Annotated in this window: 14 protein-coding genes; 8 read left to right on the forward strand and 6 right to left on the reverse strand. The window is 64.9% G+C overall.

Going from position 1 to position 15,149, the window contains the following annotated elements:
• The 3 genes from AC0Z35_RS23205 to AC0Z35_RS23215 are packed head-to-tail and all read left to right on the forward strand — an operon-like array spanning nucleotide 1 to nucleotide 3,123.
• Nucleotides 1-1,197 carry a CaiB/BaiF CoA transferase family protein gene (locus tag AC0Z35_RS23205; RefSeq protein WP_485132911.1) on the forward strand — a complete coding sequence of 399 codons (1,197 nt, stop codon included), beginning with the start codon at nucleotides 1-3 and terminating at the stop codon, nucleotides 1,195-1,197.
• A complete protein-coding gene (locus AC0Z35_RS23210; RefSeq protein WP_485132910.1) occupies nucleotides 1,194-2,342 on the forward strand; it encodes a type 2 periplasmic-binding domain-containing protein in 1,149 nt (382 codons plus the stop codon). The genes AC0Z35_RS23205 and AC0Z35_RS23210 overlap by 4 nt, the downstream gene beginning before the upstream one ends.
• Nucleotides 2,343-2,352: 10 nt before the next feature.
• Entirely contained in the window at nucleotides 2,353-3,123 is a 771-nt protein-coding gene (locus AC0Z35_RS23215) for an enoyl-CoA hydratase/isomerase family protein (RefSeq protein WP_485132909.1), read from the forward strand.
• A 9-nt stretch (nucleotides 3,124-3,132) separates the two neighbouring features.
• Here AC0Z35_RS23215 and AC0Z35_RS23220 read toward each other — a convergent pair whose 3' ends face one another.
• The gene (locus tag AC0Z35_RS23220; protein ID WP_255593189.1) at nucleotides 3,133-3,480 is read right to left on the reverse strand and encodes a hypothetical protein; all 348 of its coding nucleotides are present in this window, start codon (nucleotides 3,478-3,480) and stop codon (nucleotides 3,133-3,135) included.
• A gap of 51 nt (nucleotides 3,481-3,531) precedes the next feature.
• Here AC0Z35_RS23220 and AC0Z35_RS23225 point away from each other — a divergent pair, with 51 nt between their 5' ends.
• The 3 genes from AC0Z35_RS23225 to AC0Z35_RS23235 all read left to right on the forward strand — a co-directional run bounded on the left by AC0Z35_RS23225 (nucleotide 3,532) and on the right by AC0Z35_RS23235 (nucleotide 6,040).
• A complete protein-coding gene (locus AC0Z35_RS23225) occupies nucleotides 3,532-4,386 on the forward strand; it encodes a YihY/virulence factor BrkB family protein (protein WP_120156032.1) in 855 nt (284 codons plus the stop codon).
• 306 nt (nucleotides 4,387-4,692) lie between these two features.
• Entirely contained in the window at nucleotides 4,693-5,466 is a 774-nt protein-coding gene (locus AC0Z35_RS23230; protein WP_485132908.1) for an alpha/beta hydrolase, read from the forward strand.
• A gap of 49 nt (nucleotides 5,467-5,515) precedes the next feature.
• On the forward strand, nucleotides 5,516-6,040 hold the full coding sequence (locus AC0Z35_RS23235) for a hypothetical protein (protein WP_485132907.1): 525 nt from the start codon (nucleotides 5,516-5,518) through the stop codon (nucleotides 6,038-6,040).
• On the opposite strand, the gene AC0Z35_RS23240 is transcribed toward AC0Z35_RS23235, so the two are convergent.
• Nucleotides 5,987-6,553: a dihydrofolate reductase family protein gene (locus AC0Z35_RS23240; RefSeq protein WP_485132906.1), complete on the reverse strand. Its 567-nt coding sequence runs from the start codon at nucleotides 6,551-6,553 to the stop codon at nucleotides 5,987-5,989. The genes AC0Z35_RS23235 and AC0Z35_RS23240 overlap by 54 nt on opposite strands.
• Nucleotides 6,554-6,601: 48 nt before the next feature.
• On the reverse strand, nucleotides 6,602-9,703 hold the full coding sequence (locus AC0Z35_RS23245; protein WP_485132905.1) for an autotransporter outer membrane beta-barrel domain-containing protein: 3,102 nt from the start codon (nucleotides 9,701-9,703) through the stop codon (nucleotides 6,602-6,604).
• Nucleotides 9,704-10,035: 332 nt separating this feature from the next.
• On the opposite strand from AC0Z35_RS23245, the gene AC0Z35_RS23250 reads away from it, so the two are divergent.
• On the forward strand, nucleotides 10,036-10,752 hold the full coding sequence (locus AC0Z35_RS23250) for a PAS domain S-box protein (RefSeq protein ID WP_485132904.1): 717 nt from the start codon (nucleotides 10,036-10,038) through the stop codon (nucleotides 10,750-10,752).
• Between the two features lie 73 nt (nucleotides 10,753-10,825).
• On the opposite strand, the gene AC0Z35_RS23255 is transcribed toward AC0Z35_RS23250, so the two are convergent.
• Nucleotides 10,826-11,413, reverse strand: coding sequence for a GTP cyclohydrolase II (locus tag AC0Z35_RS23255; RefSeq protein WP_104145295.1), 588 nt, complete (start codon nucleotides 11,411-11,413; stop codon nucleotides 10,826-10,828).
• 306 nt (nucleotides 11,414-11,719) lie between these two features.
• Here AC0Z35_RS23255 and AC0Z35_RS23260 point away from each other — a divergent pair, with 306 nt between their 5' ends.
• On the forward strand, nucleotides 11,720-12,925 hold the full coding sequence (locus AC0Z35_RS23260) for an MFS transporter (RefSeq protein WP_205571566.1): 1,206 nt from the start codon (nucleotides 11,720-11,722) through the stop codon (nucleotides 12,923-12,925).
• On the opposite strand, the gene AC0Z35_RS23265 is transcribed toward AC0Z35_RS23260, so the two are convergent.
• Entirely contained in the window at nucleotides 12,917-13,696 is a 780-nt protein-coding gene (locus AC0Z35_RS23265) for a 1,6-dihydroxycyclohexa-2,4-diene-1-carboxylate dehydrogenase (RefSeq protein WP_046806384.1), read from the reverse strand. The two genes, AC0Z35_RS23260 and AC0Z35_RS23265, sit on opposite strands and share 9 nt — an antisense overlap.
• Nucleotides 13,697-13,711: 15 nt before the next feature.
• The gene (locus AC0Z35_RS23270) at nucleotides 13,712-15,055 is read right to left on the reverse strand and encodes an MFS transporter (RefSeq protein WP_485132903.1); all 1,344 of its coding nucleotides are present in this window, start codon (nucleotides 15,053-15,055) and stop codon (nucleotides 13,712-13,714) included.
• Nucleotides 15,056-15,149: the final 94 nt, after the last annotated feature.

Here is a 15,149-nt window from a genome sequence, read left to right on the forward strand (position 1 = left end):
ATGAGTATTCTTTCTGGCTACAAGGTTCTGGACTGCTCCATCGCCATGGCGGGGCCGTTCGCGGCGCAGCGCCTGGGCGACCTGGGCGCCGACGTGATCAAGATCGAGCCGCCCACCGGCGAATGGCAGCGGCACGCGCCGGCCGGCGGCATCACGGGCAACAAGATCAACGTGTCCTTTCTCTCGCTGAACCGCAACAAGCGCTCGCTGGCGATCGATCTGAAGAGTGCCGGCGGCAAGGAGATCATCCACAAACTCGCGGCGCAGGCCGATGTGTTTATCCAGAACTACCGTCCGGGTGTCGCCGGCCGTCTGGGTGTGGACTACGAGACCCTGTCGGCGCTGAACCCGCGCCTGATCTATGTATCGATGTCCGGCTTCGGCGAAGACGGCCCCTATGCCACGCGCCCCGGTCAGGACCTGCTGTTGCAGGCGATGTCGGGCGCCATGCTGTCGTCGGGCCGTGCGGGCGAAGCGCCACGCGCGGCAGGCCAGTATGTGGTCGACGCCGTCACCGCGTACTGCGCCTTCGAAGGCGTGCTGGCCGCGCTGCTGCACCGCGAGCGTACCGGCGAAGGCCAGAAAGTCGAGGTCAATATGCTGGATGCGATCACCACGATCCAGATGCAGGAGCTCTCGGTCTACACCGTGGGGCACAAGCCGCAGGTGCGCAGCGCCGAGCCGCATGCCCACGTGTACATCCGCGCGCCCTATGGCACCTTCGCGACCAGCGACGGCTATCTGGCGCTTGCCATGCCCGACATGAACGTGCTGGCGCGCGTGACCGAAGAGCCGCGCCTGGGGCAGTACACCGACGAGCGCGACGGCTGGGAAAAGCGCGACGAGATCTATGCGCTGGTGCGCGACACGCTTGCCAAGGCCTCGACGGCCGACTGGTTCGCCAAGCTTGATGCCGCCGGCATCTGGTGCAGCCCCGTCTATGGATACGCCGATCTGGTCGACGATCCGCAGATCGCGCACAACGGCACCTTCGTCGAATATGAGCATCCGACCGAAGGCAAGATCAAGACACCGGGCTTTCCGATCCGCTTTTCCAAGACGCCAAGCCAAGTGGTGCGCGGGGCACCGCTGACCGGCCAGCACACCGACGAAGTCCTGCGCGATTTCGGCTTCAGCGCCGACGAGATCGCCGCGCATGCCGCCTCGGGCGCGGTGCTGCGTGGAGCCTCTGAATGAGCGTGCGCGCCCTGCCCTACCGCGGCCTGACCTGGGATCACCCGCGCGGCTTCAATGCGCTGCACGCTGCCACCGCGCACGCGCCACTTGTGCACTGGGACAAGCAGTCGCTTGAAGGCTTCGAATCGGCGCCCATCGCCGAACTCTGCGCCCGCTATGACCTCGTGGTGCTGGATCATCCGCATCTGGGCGAGGCCCTGGCGCACGATTGCGTGCAAGCGCTAGACACCGTGTTCGCGCCTGACGAGCTGGCGCGGATTGCGCGCGACAGCATCGGGCTGTCGTACGACAGCTATCGCATGGACGATCGCCAATGGGCGCTGCCGCTGGACGCCGCCACGCAGGTCATGGCCACGCGCGCCGATCGGCTCGACGGCCCCGTGCCGCGCACCTGGCGCGAGGTGCTGACGCTGTCGCAACGCAGCGGCGCGGTCGCGCTCAGTTGGGGCGGCCCGCACCCGTTGTTGTCGCTGTTGTCGATTGCGGCCGCCATCGCGCCCGATACCGACCTGCGTCCGCACGGCGCGTGGCACGACGAGGCGACGCTTGCCGAGGCTTGCGAGGTGCTCAGCGAATTGGCGCGGCTCACGCCCGCGCACGCCCTGGCGTACAACCCGATTGCGCTGCTTGGCCACATGAGCTCGCGCGATGACATCGCGCTCTGCCCGCTGGTCTATGGCTATGTGAACTACGCCACCTTGGCGGTCGCGAAGCCGCTGACGTTCCGCGACGCGCCCGAGGCTGACGCGGGCAGGCCCGGCTCGATCCTCGGCGGCACCGGCATTGCGATTTCACGGCGCTGCATCGTGGGGCCGGAATTGCGCGCGCATCTGTTGTGGTTGCTCGCGGCCGATACCCAAAGCGGCTTCATCCCGCAGCACGAAGGGCAGCCCAGCCATCGCGGCAGTTGGGCGGATGCGAACGTCAATGCGGCCAGCGGCAACTTCTATGTCAACACGGCTCGCACGCTTGAGGCTGCCTCGATCCGCCCCCGGCACGATGGCTACATCGCCTTCCAGGCCGAGGCCTCGCAATTCCTGCGTGACGGCGTCGCCGCACGCGCATCCTCCCACTTATTGGCGCGCGGCCTGACTCAGCGCTTCCAGGCCAGCCTGGCCCGCGCCCCCAAGCACACCGCAACCTAAGGATGTCGACGTGAACGCACTCGTTAACCTCAGTATCGATGGCCATGTCGCCATCATCGAACTCAATCGCCCCGAGAAGCTGAACGCGATGACGCCCGAGATGGCCGACCTGCTGATCGCGGCGGTGCAGCAATGCAACACCGACGCGCAGGTGCGCGCGGTGATCCTGACCGGCGCGGGCCCCAAGGCCTTCTGCGCCGGCTCGGACATTACCGAGCTTGACCGCTACGCCACCCCGTGGGATTTTCGCAATCGGCTCGACTACTGCGACTGCGTGCGCATGTTGAAAAAGCCCACGGTGGCGGCGATCAATGGCTATACCTTCGGCGGCGGCCTGGAGATGGCATTGGCCTGCGATATCCGCATCGCCTCCGACAACGCGCGCCTGGGCGCGCCCGAGATCAAGCTGGGCTGGATCGGCGGCGGCGGCATGACGGCCCAGCTTGTCCATGCGGTAGGCCCGAGCAACGCGGCGCTGATGGTGCTGACCGGCGACCCCATCCGCGCCGAGCAGGCGCTGGCCTGGGGCCTGGTAAGCGAGGTGGTGCCGCAAGAGCAGTTGCGCGAGCGCGCGCAAGCGCTTGCCGCCACCATTGCCTCGCGCGCGCCGATCGCGGCCGAGACGGCACGCGTCAATCTGCGTGCCGCCCTGTCGATGCCGCTTGAGAAGGCCGTGGAATACGAGCGCGATCTGCAAGCGATCTGCTTTGCCACCGCCGACGCCAAGGAAGGCCGGCGGGCATTCGAAGAAAAGCGCGCGCCGACGTTCGAGCGGCGCTGACCAGGGCGTTCAGGCGGTCAGGAAGCGCAAGACTTCGGCCCAGTCGTTCGTTGACAGGGCCACGTCCTCGAAGTCGCCCTCATCCTCGTCGTAGCGGGAAACACAGAAGCGCTGGCTCCTGCCGGACGGACGGTCGGCATAGTTGGCGTAGTCGATAAACACCTTCAAGCCGCGCTCCTTGTTCTCAAATGATGGCGCTGCATCGATATAGCTGGACGCGTCGAAATACCCTTCGGGAAGGGCCGGCAGGGTGGTGATGTCGTAGTCGGGAAATTCGCGACGGAGTCGTTCAAGGTTCATGAGGAAAGCACGTAGAAGGTGGAAGCCTGACATTTTACGTTGCTCGGCGCCGGCCATGGGGTCGGCACGCCACTTGCTACACCTTCCGCATGCGCTGGGAGTGTGGAAATGGCTATCAAAGGGTTCTATGCGTTAGTTAAGCAAACGGTGACGAACTGGCTGGACGACTATGCGCCCAGCATGGGCGCCGCCATCGCGTTCTACACGGTTTTCTCGCTGGCGCCACTTCTTATTATCGTGATCGGTATCGCCGGCTTCTTTTGGGGCCACGAAGCCGCGCAGGGGCAGTTGTTGGAGCAGGTCAGCGCCTTGGTCGGCGCAGAGGGCGGGAAGGCGGTGGAAAGTGTCGTATTGGGCGCGCAAGAACCCGCGCAGGGCATCGCGGCCACGGTCATCAGCGTCGTGGTGCTGGTGGTCGGGGCGACGACAGTATTTTCGGAACTACAAAGCGCGCTGGATCGCATCTGGAAGGTCAACGCCAAGAAGCAGTCCGGCATCTGGGCCGTCATCCGCGCGCGTCTGCTTTCGTTTGGCCTGATTTTGACCTTGGCGTTTTTATTGCTGGTCTCGCTGGTCGTCAGCACCGTGCTGGCGGCACTGGGCAGTTGGCTGGGCAGCGGCATCCCCGGCTGGGGAGTGCTTCTGCAAGTGCTCAACGAGGCAATTACGTTGGGCATACTCACCCTGCTCTTTGGGATGATCTACCGATTCATGCCCCAGGTCTCGGTCGCGTGGCGAGACGTCTGGGCAGGGGCGTTCGTCACCGCCGTGATGTTCGAAATCGGAAAGTTCCTGATCGGCCTGTACATGGCCAAGGCATCCGTCGCCTCGTCGTATGCGGCGGCGGGGTCGCTGGTAATCGTGCTGATCTGGGTTTATTACGCGGCCCAGGTGTTTCTGCTGGGCGCGGAATTCACCCGTGTTTATGCCCAAGCGCATGGATCGCGCAGAGAACGCAGCTAAAGATCCAAAAACCCGCCGTAGGGTCGGATCGCCACGCGCAAGAAGATCGAATCGGCTAGGATATGCGGCCCTACTGCTGCGCAAACCTGCCACTCATCATGGGCCGTGTCATACCCGGGTGCCGAGGGCTGGGCGTATACACCAAGAATCCACATGCATCGACGTTTTCCAAATGCCCTGTTGGTCGCCCTTATTATCAGCTTCGGCACTGTTAGCGCTCCGACGTACGCTCAGGCCCCCTCCTCGCCCAGGATGCAAACTGGAAACGGGCACCCCTACGAGATCCCCGATAGCGAGGTATGGGACGTGCCCGATCCCATTTCCAAACGCGGCTACCAGGTCTTCGTCGCATTGCCGCCGTCCTATGCCGCGCAACCGCAGCGGCGCTACCCCGTGCTGTATGCGACCGACGCCGACTACGCGTTCCCGATCATCCGCCAGCTGGCGCGCCGCCTGAATGTTGAAGGCCCCCAGGTCGAGGAGTTCATTCTGATCGGCCTGTCCTATGGGAAAGGCGAGAACGGGGGTGTCAGCCGCCAGCGCGACTACACGCCGACACCAAACGGCCCGAGCACGGCATCGCCCAACGCCATCCACGGTCAGGCACAGGCTTATCAACAGTATCTGCGCGATCAGGTAAAGCCCTTTGTCAACGCTCGCTACCGAGCGGACCCTGCCAAAGCAATATTTCTGGGCCACTCCTACGGCGCACTGCTTGGGACGCAAATCCTTTTCACCGAACCTGGCCTGTTCAGCAGTTATATCCTTGGCAGTCCATCGCTTTGGTACGACAAGCGACATGCGTTGAAGCTGGAAGCGAGCTATGCCAAGAAAAATCAGGATCTGAATGCGAAGGTCTATCTTTATGTCGGCCAGTATGAGGCCTTGCGCAAGGGTGATCGACGCTATAACCAGACCGTGGACATGGTTGCCGACAACCGGGCGTTGGAAGCGGCGCTGCAAAGCAGGAAGTACCCGAGCTTGACATTGAAATCAGCGGTCTTGAACGACGAGGATCATCTCACCGTCGCACCACGAGGCTTCATGCAGGCGATGAAATATCTACTGCCGGCGCGCTGAACCATCACATAGAGCCCAGCCCAACTCGCCCCCCGACCGGACCCTGAAAATGCCCCTGGATTTTGCACTGATTGAAGACGGATTCATGGACGTCTTGCGCCCTCACCCCGCGTTCGCCGGTTGGCGCAATAAGCGTAAGCGTTGCCTGTGGCGCATGGTTGGCGAGGTGGAACAGGGGCTGGTGCTGAACCGCTACAAGGATTCCTTCGAGAATCGGCAGTTGGTCTCGATCGGCGTTTACGTTTCCGTGCCGCATGAAGGTGGCTGGCCGGTCTATGTACCCCCCGAAGTCTGGGACAAGGGCCGCCTCTATCGCCGCGCCTACCTGGTGCCCGGAAAGGGCCTGGTCCCGGAAGACACGCTTGCCAGCGGCGCGCCGGTGGCGCTGTGCGAACCCGAAGATTTACGCGCATGGCTGGCAACGCTGCCGCAGGATATCGAGCAGTACATGGCGCCTTGGTTCGCCCGGTACCAAACGCTGGAAGCCGCCGGCTACGAATATCAGATCCCGAAGTGGCGGCTACAGCAAGCCGGGCACGCGCCGGTAGTGCATGGCGACGGCGCCGCCTCGTAGCGGCTTGGCGGAAATCAGCTCAAGCCGTCGCGAGCCGGGCAGCCCGCCCTCGAACAGGGTGGGACCGTGCCCGGCGATTACCGGGTGCACCAGGAATTGGTATTCGTCGATCAGGTTCAGCCGGTCCAACTCGGTGGCAAGCCGGCCGCTGCCCAGCAGTACGCCGTCCGGCGTGGCGTTCTTCAGCTTCTGTACGCCGGCGCGCAGCTCGTCCGCCAGGTGGTGGCTGTTGGTCCACGGGTAGTCTTTTCGCGTCGAGGACGCCACGTATTTCGGCTTGGCCTGTAGCTTGACGGCCCACTCGCGCATGGCCGGTGATGCGTCCACGTCGCCCCGGGCGACCGCCGGCCAGTAGGCTTCCATCATCTCGTAGGTGACGCGGCCCCACAGCATCGCCCCGCACTCGTCCATCAGCCGGGTGAAGAAGGCATGCGTTTCCTCGTTAACGATGCCTTCTCGGTGGTCTACGCAGCCGTCAAGAGTGACGTTGAAAGCGAAAGTCAGCATTCCCATGATGTCGGTTTCCCAAAATATGCACCGGGGCGATGACGTCGCCCGCCTTTAGAACTGCCAGCGCACATTCGCGTTGATGGAATGGTCGCGACTGTCGCCGGCATACTGGCCCGCATACCCAAGCCTTACTGACGCTGCGCGTGCAATCGCCACCTCGGCTCCCAATTCCACCAGCGCTGCATCGCGGCCGATGGGCGCGCCCGCGACGGTAAACGGCTGACCGGCGTCGAACGCCAATACGGATTCCGGTTTTACGTCACCGAACACGTGGCGCCAACCCACGGTGCCAAACACCCTGCCCTGACGGCCGCCGACATCGAATTCCTGGGCGGCGCGCAGACCCAGCGTTGTAGACGTCTGCTGCATGCTGCCTGATTGGCCCGACAGCGCGGCGTCGCCGCCGCTTTCCGCAAAGCCGCGCGTGCGCAAATTGCTCCAGGCCAGACCCACGAACGGCTCCACCGTGGTGCGTTTCCCGATTGGCCGGGCATAGGACAGTTCGGTGAACACCTGGCTGGTGCTGGCGCCATAGACCGCCGTCAAGGCAGCGGTCTGGCTGTTGGCGTAGCGCCGCGTCGAGATATCGTGCCACGTGTAGCCCGCGCCCGCCATAAATTGCCACGCGCCGGGTCCGACCGCGAAGGACTTTCCGCCATAGATCAACGCGCTGTAGCTGGACACATCCGCCTGCGATGAGCGCTGGTCGACACGCGCGTTGCTGTCGGTGTAGCCCAGTGCGCCGCCGACGCGCCAGCCCGCACCGACCGGACGGTCGGCGCCCACGAACAAGCCGCCAACATGCTGGCGGACTTGAGCGGCATTGCCGTCGGCATCGATCGTCTGCCAGTTGCCCACGACTTCGGCCCAGGCGGGCAAAGCGCCAGACGCGGGCATCTGTCCGGGTGGGACCGGGGCATCGGACGCGCCTCCTGCGGCGAGGGGACTGCCGGGGCGCGCGGTCGCCTGAAGGTTGGCTCGCAGCTTGGCCAAGGGCGTCTGGCGCACCAGCGCCGCGCCCTGAAGCAGCGTGCTGGAAACGCTGGCGTGTATTTCACCGGACAGGCTGTCGAACGCGTCTCCGGTCTGGCCCATCGCCAGCGTTGCCGCATATTGGCGCAACGCGCTGTCCGCGTTCATGTTTTGCAAGGCGCCCGCCACGGCGCGCTGGTTGGGCGTCGTGGCGCCGGTGGGAAAGGTGCGCGTTTGCAGCAAGCCCAGCGTCACGTCCGTGGCGCTGTAGGAAAGCTGGGGATCCAGGAATGCGTAGTTCGACGACACGCTGTCGAACCGGCCTTGCAACGACTGGGCGCTAAGAATGGTGTAGCGCTGGTTGGGCGTGAAGTTGCCGTCCGGCCCCACGTGCAGCACCGAGCCCGCCAGGCGCGCAATACCATTCACCACGACCCGATCGCTGGCGGCCGATGTGGGCGCCGCTTCGACGCGGTAGGTAGACCCCGGCGCAAAGGTCAGGTCGCCGTTGACGGTCAGGGTGCCGATCGAATTGCCGGGGCTGAGAATCGACCCGGCGACCAACGTGGTCGGCCCCACCGAACCTGAACCCGCCAAGGTGGCCCCCGCCCCCACGCTGACCGGTCCGGCCAAAGCGCCATTGACCGTAAGCGTGCTTGCCGATACGGTCGTCAGGCCGGTGTTGCTGCTGATGCCGGTAAGTATCACGTCGCCGGACAGGATGTTGACCCGGCCATTGCCTTGTATGCTGCCGCCGTAGGTCAGGGCCGGGCCGACAAAGTTGAACAGCAGTTCACCGTCGCCCGCGCCAAAGCGCAATACGGGCGCGTTCAACAAGCCGACTGGCGCGGCGCCAAAATCCGCGGGCGTACCCATCACCAGCGTGCCCTTGGAACCCGCCGCGTTCGCGATGACGACTTCACTTGCGTTCAGTGCCCCGCCGAACATCAGCAGCAGCCTTCCTTCGCCGGCATCGCCCACGGTCACCGGTCCGGTAGACGTCCAGTTCGATCCGTCGCCCGAAATCGTCACGTTGCCATAAGACCCCGCCCGCCTGCCCAGCGTACCGTTCCAGCTGAGCAGTTGCCCGCCGTCGGAAACGCCCAACCCGCCTCGCGCGCCGTTGGCATCGCCGACGACAAAGATGCCGCTGTTGATCCAGGAAGATCCCGCGCCGCCAATCGAGGCAGTGCTGAGGCTGCCCGCCCCGCCACCAACGAAGCCGGACGTTCCGCTGAGCGTCGCGCCGTCGGCCACCAAAAGCGTGCCGCTGCCCTCGTTGCCAATTTCCACAGGCCCCGAACTGGTCCAGGACGAACCCGCGCCTATTAGCGAGACGCTGCCGGTCGAGCCCGCCCTGTCCGCCGCGATCAAGCCACCGCTCTGCACGCGCCCCCCATGGCTGACCTCGAACGCGCCGTTGCCAAGATGCCCCACTCTGAGCGGCAATGCGGAATCCGCCGACGATCCCGCTCCGCTTACCTGGACAAAGCCTGTGGAAAGCGCCGAGTCGGCGACGTTGATTGCGGTGGCGATAAGCGACGCGCCCGCCAGCACGCGCACCGTGCCGCGAGCGCTGGTGCTGGCCGGCCCGAACTCATCGCCGCCCACCCGCAGGGTCCCGACGTGCAAACTGGAGCCTGCGTCGGTCACCTGTATTTCTCCCCACGCGTCGCCACCCCGGCCGGCTGTCAGATCGCCCGCCCGCAACTCGCCGGCATTGATGATGCCCAGCGCGGCCGTTCCGCGTTCGCCCACATACAACACGGACGACACTTCGACCCGACTGCCGGCGCCCATCACGGTCAAGAACCCGGTGCTGTTGACGCCTTTGGCGATCGTGCCGTTCACAGAGTTCCAGACGGTGCCGACGCCCGCGCCGCCCAGCAAGGCCGCGCCGTTTGATCCACCGCCGTTGCCCAGCACGAAGCTGCCCGTGTTCAAACTGCCGCCCGTTCGAAACACCAATGTGCCCGCCGCCGTGTCTCCCACCAGCAATGTGCCGGCTTCGCTGGCCCCGTCCAGCTGAACAACGCCGGCGCCTACATAGGCGTCGTCTGCAATGCTGGGCAGGGCACCGCCCCAGTTCGCGGGCACGCCCCAAAAGGCTCCGCCCGCACCGCCGATCCAGGTTAGGGGCGCCGCAACGGCGGTGGGCGTGCCAAGCACGGCGGCGGCCATGGCAATGGCCGCTGAAAGCGGACGCAGAGTCAAAGGGGAATTTACGGGTGACAGGCGCATCAGCTTCATACTTGGCTTCCAGGTGTTGGGGCTGCCGGGCGTTTGCATCCCGGCGCGTCGACGCGGAGTATAGGAATTTGCGCGCGTCTGAAGCTGAGCAAATCTGAGCGGCAATGCTGAGGAAAGCTAAGCGCACACGCTGGATTACCTGCCGGGCGGCATGCAAAGAAAGCGCTGCGCTCGGCGGGCAAGACTGGTTACACTGTGCGCCGCGCGATTCCGTTCCGGTACAGGTACACCGGTGCCCCGATACTCACCCCCCACAAACTCTGATGTCCGCCACGCCGCCTGCCGACCTGATGCCCATGCTCCTGGACGCCGTATGTGTCGTGAGCGAGTCGGGCGTGTTCCTCAGCGTGACCGGCGCGTGCGAACAGATCTTCGGCTACACGCCCCAAGAGATGGTGGGCCGCCCGATGATGGACCTGATCTGCGAAGCCGACCGGCCCGCGACACTGGCGGCCGTCGACCAGCTGATGGGCGGCAAGCTGCAATACGATTTTGAGAACCGATACGTGCGCAAGGACGGCCGGCTGGTGCACATCATGTGGTCGGCGCGATGGTATCCGGACAAACAGATTCGCGTCGCGGTGGCACGTGACGTATCCGAACGGTATGTGGAGCGCGCTGCCTTGGAAGATAAGCTGGCGCCGGCGCAACCGCAGCCATGGCAACTTTGCGATTCGCCGCCCTGCCTGGTGCCTCCGGGGGCTTCGCCCATTCCTTTGTCGCACCAGGACTACACGGTCCTGGCGACGCTTGCCGCCCATCACCAGGGCGCCAGCCGTCGGGCCATCGTGGAAGCGCTTGGGAAGGACTACTGGACCTATGACCGGCGCAGTCTGGATACGCAGATGCGCCGGCTGCGCAGAAAAGTCGAACAGGCCTGCGACCGAGAACTACCGGTTGCGACGCTGCGGGGGATGGGGTATCGGTTCTATGACCCGATAGAAAGCCGGCGGCGGGACGAGGTGGCGCGGCTGGTCTAAGCGCAAACGCGCCACGGCCGCGGCGCCTTGATAGGCGCGGGCCAGCGGCCTTGAATGAATCAAGAAAGCTGAATCAGGAAGCGCCGACCGGAAAATTCGGAAGAATCGTTGCCAGCACGTGATGCGTCTGCGTGGCCTTGGCGCGCAGGTAGCCGACGTTATGCGGGTTGGCGTGTACGCCCGTCAGCCGGCTTGCCACCTGGATGCCGTGCTGCTCCAGCTGCGACGACTTGTCGGGATTGTTGCTAAGCAGCTCGATACGCTGGAGCCCCAAGGCGCGCAGCATCTGCGCGGCCGCCGTGTAGTCGCGGGCATCCGTGCCGTGGCCCAGCTCGCGGTCGGCGGCGTAGGTATCGCGCCCCTGCTCTTGCAGGCGATACGCATCAAGCTTGGAATACAGGCCGATGCCGCGCCCTTCCTGGCGCAGGTACAGCAGGTAACCGCCTTCGTTGTTCAGCAGGCGCAGCGCTTCGTGCAGTTGCGGGCCGCAATCACAGCGCAGGGAACCGAACACGTCGCCGGTCAGGCACTCGGAATGCAGGCGCACCAGGGGCGCCGCGCCCGGCTTGCCGAATTTCAGGGCGATGTGCTCTTTGCCGTCGGCAAGACCATGAAAGGTGTAAACCTGCGCCTCGACGTCCCGCCCGTCCAGCAGCCGCATCGGCAAGCACACCTCCGTCCGCACTGTGGCCCCATCCAGCAAGGCAGCGGTGGGGGTATTTGATGTGTCGCTCACTACGGGGAACTCGCGTGTTAAAGGGTTGCCGACGATTGTATACCCGACGTCATCCCCCGGAAGCTGGCGCGCAAAGCCGGGCGGCGGGGCGATCGGGGGATTTTTATTCACGTTCAAGGCGGGATCGGCGTAGATTCTTAGCGTAACTCCGACGGGGATGTCGACCCCGGACCCGAACCCGCACCCGAACCCCGACACGGAACCGACCCCAGGCCCAAAGCTGGAGCTTCCATGAACGTGTTGCTTCGCTACCCTCTCGCGCTGATCGTCGTGGCCGAACTATGCGGTACATCGTTGTGGTTCAGCCCGAATAGCGCGGCGGACAGCCTTTCGGCCGAATGGGCGCTTAGCACTGCCCAGTTCGGCCAACTGACGGGCGCAACGCAGATCGGTTTCATTCTGGGCACATTGGTCCTGGCCGCCAGCGGCGTGGCGGACCGCTACCCGGCCAGCAGACTGTTCGCAGGCGCCTGTTATCTGGGCGCCATATTGAACGCCTGCTTCGCCTGGTTCGCGTCGGATTTCACCGAAGGGCTGGCGCTACGCTTTGCCGTCGGTATCTGCCTGGCGGGAATCTACCCCCTGGGCATGAAAATGGTGATCGGCTGGACCCAGACCGCCGCCGGATCCACATTGGGTTTACTGGTGGGCATGCTGACGCTGGGCACCGCCCTGCCCCACGCCGTGCGGGCCGGCGGCGGCGCCCTGTCCTGGCACGAGGTGGTGCTGGCTTCCAGTCTGTTGGCCATTGCCGGCGGCGCGTTGGTTCAAGCCTTGGGGGACGGGCCGTATCTGCCCCGCGCGCAAGCGTCGCGGGTGGGATGGGGCATGGCGCTCACCGCTTTCAAGGGCAGGCAGTTTCGTGCGTCGGCGCTGGGCTACTTCGGGCACATGTGGGAGCTGTACGCGTTTTGGACCTTGGTTCCCTTTTTCGTGCACGACTTGATAAGCACGCCGGGGGTCGCCGCCGATGCAAGCCCTGCACTGGCACCGGCCTTGTCGTTTTCCATTATCGGCATCGGCGCATTGGGCAGCATCATCGGCGGCAGATTAAGCCAACGCGTGGGCAGCCCAATCGTGGCGGCGGCATCGTTGGGCGTATCCGGCTTGATGTGTCTTGCCTATCCGTTTGCCAGGCCCTTCGGCATGGGGCTCTGTATTCCGATACTGCTGTTGTGGGGCCTGACGGTCGTGTCTGACTCGCCGCAGTTCTCCGCGATATCCGCGCGCGCCTGCCCGCCGGCACTGGTGGGCGGGGCGCTGGCAATACAGAACAGCATCGGGTTTTTGATTACCGTATTTTCAATCACCTTGGTGACGCATGGTTTTCCGATGCTGGGCGCGAGCGTGGCCTGGTATCTGCTGCCTGGCCCGCTATTGGGTCTGGCGTGCTTCATACCGGTCATGCTGCGGCGCAAACCCGCTGCCCTACCCTAAATGCCCGCCCGCCACGTACATCACCTGCCCCGTGATGTACGACGCTTCCGGCGCCGCCATGAAGCAGATGGCGGCGGCGACCTCTTCCATGCTGCCCATGCGGTGCATCGGTGTGGTCGCCAGGCAATCCGTGTACATCTCGCGTTGCCAGGCCTGGTCTTGTTCCGACGGCGGCTCGGTGTTGCGCGGGATGGCGCGCACGCCGTTGTCCAGCGCGCCGGGCGACACGCAATTGACGCGGACGCCGCTTTCGGCAAGCTCCAGCGCCATGCAAATGGTGGCGGCGTGCACGCCGCCCTTGGACGCCGAGTACGGCACGCGGTAGATGCCGCGCGTGGCGTTCGAGCCCACGTTGACGATGGCGCCGCGACCTTGCTTGCGCATCACCGGAATCACTTCGCGGCAAGACCATAGCGTCGGCCACAACGAGCGGTTGACCTCGCGCTGCATCTCGTCCGGGGTGTATTCCCAGAAGGGCTTCATCCAGATGGTGCCGCCCACGTTGTGCACCGACACGTCGATGCGGCCATGGGTGTCCAGCGTGTACTCGACCATCGCCTGCGCACCGGCATGGGTCTCCAGGTCGGCGCTGATGAAGGACGCGCGGCCGCCCGCCTCGCGGATCTCGCGGGCCACGGCCGCGCCCAGGTCGGCGGCACGGTCAACAAGGACCACGCTGGCGCCCTCGGCGGCGAGCCGCCGCGCCGTCGCGCGCCCCACCCCCTGGGCGGCGCCCGTCACCAATGCAATCTGATCTTCAAAACGGTTCATGGAACGCCTTTCTATTTAGTGGGCGCGCGACAGTTCGCCCGGCACGGGCCGCGACGTTTTCGTGTCGACAAGCAGCACGGCCAGCAAGGCGCCCGCCAGCGGAACGGCCAGGGCCAGGAAGAAGCCCGACGGGCCGAACCAGCCCAGGAAGCTGCCGCCGATGGCCGAGCCGATGATGGCGCCGGCACGTCCCACGCCGATGGACCAGCCCGTGGCCGTGGCGCGCAGCGCGGTGGGATAAGCGCCAATCACCAGGTAGTTCAGCGCCAGTTGCTGGCCGCCGATGCCCAGGCCGGCTGCCCCCACCAGAATGAAGACCATCGTCCAGTCGGTGCCCGCGTAGCCCAGGCCCAACGACACCGCGATACCCAACGCGAACATGGCGATGAGCAACGAACGCGTCGGCACGCGCGGCATCAGGTAAGACAGGGGGATCGCGCAGACGATGAAGACCAGGTTCACGGTGAACGTGCCCATGGGCGCCTGGTCGGCGGGCAGCCCGGCGGCCTTGAGCACAGTGGGCAACCACGACAGCAGCATGAACCACGCCACCCAATTGAGCAGATAGATGGACCAGATTGCGATGGTCTTGCGCGCATAGCCATCGGCGAACAACGCCTTGACGCTGGCGCGGATCGTGGCGTCTTCCGGCACGGTAAAGCGCGTGCCGGCAGGCAGCGGCTGGCCCGAGATCCTGGCAAGGATGCGGGCCACATAGCTTTGGCCGGCGGCATCGCCGCGCATGGCCTTGAATTGCAGCGATTCGGGCAGCAGCACGAACAACGCAAGCAGCAACAACAACGGCGCAACGCCGCCCACGATGAAGATGCCTTGCCAGCCAATCACGGGCAGCATGCGCGCGGCCAGCAGGCCGCCCAGCATGGCGCCGGCGGGCAGGCCCAGCAGCACGCCGGTGATGACGGTGCCGCGCAAGCGCGCGGGGGCATACTCGGCAGCCAACGCCAGCACGATAGGCGTGCAGCCGCCCATGCCCAGGCCGGCAATGAAGCGCAGCGCCAGGATCTGCCAGGTCTCGGTGGCACCGGCCGTCATCAGCGTCGCCACACCAAACACGGCAACACCCATCAAGGCGGCGGGCCGTCGGCCGATGCGGTCGCCCACCAGGCCCAACAGCATGGCGCCCACGGTCATGCCCACGATGCCGGCAGTAAGAATGGGCGCCAGTTCGCCCGACTGAAGCTTGAAGGCCACCAGAATCGCCGGGCCGGTAAAGGCCATGGCCTGCGTGTCGAAGCCGTCGAACAGGGCAATCAAAAAACACAGAATCAAGACGCGCCATTGGAAGGCGCTCATTCGATTCTTATCGATCAGGCTGGGTATGGATAGCGTTGCTGACATGAAAGTCCCCTCGTGATTTCGCTTGGTGCGTTATGCGTTATTGGTATGTGGTCAAGACTGCACTGCAATGCGGAAATAAAGGCCCCGAGCATCG

The organism is Achromobacter sp. 1L-A-4-B-C2 (assembly GCF_057291955.1).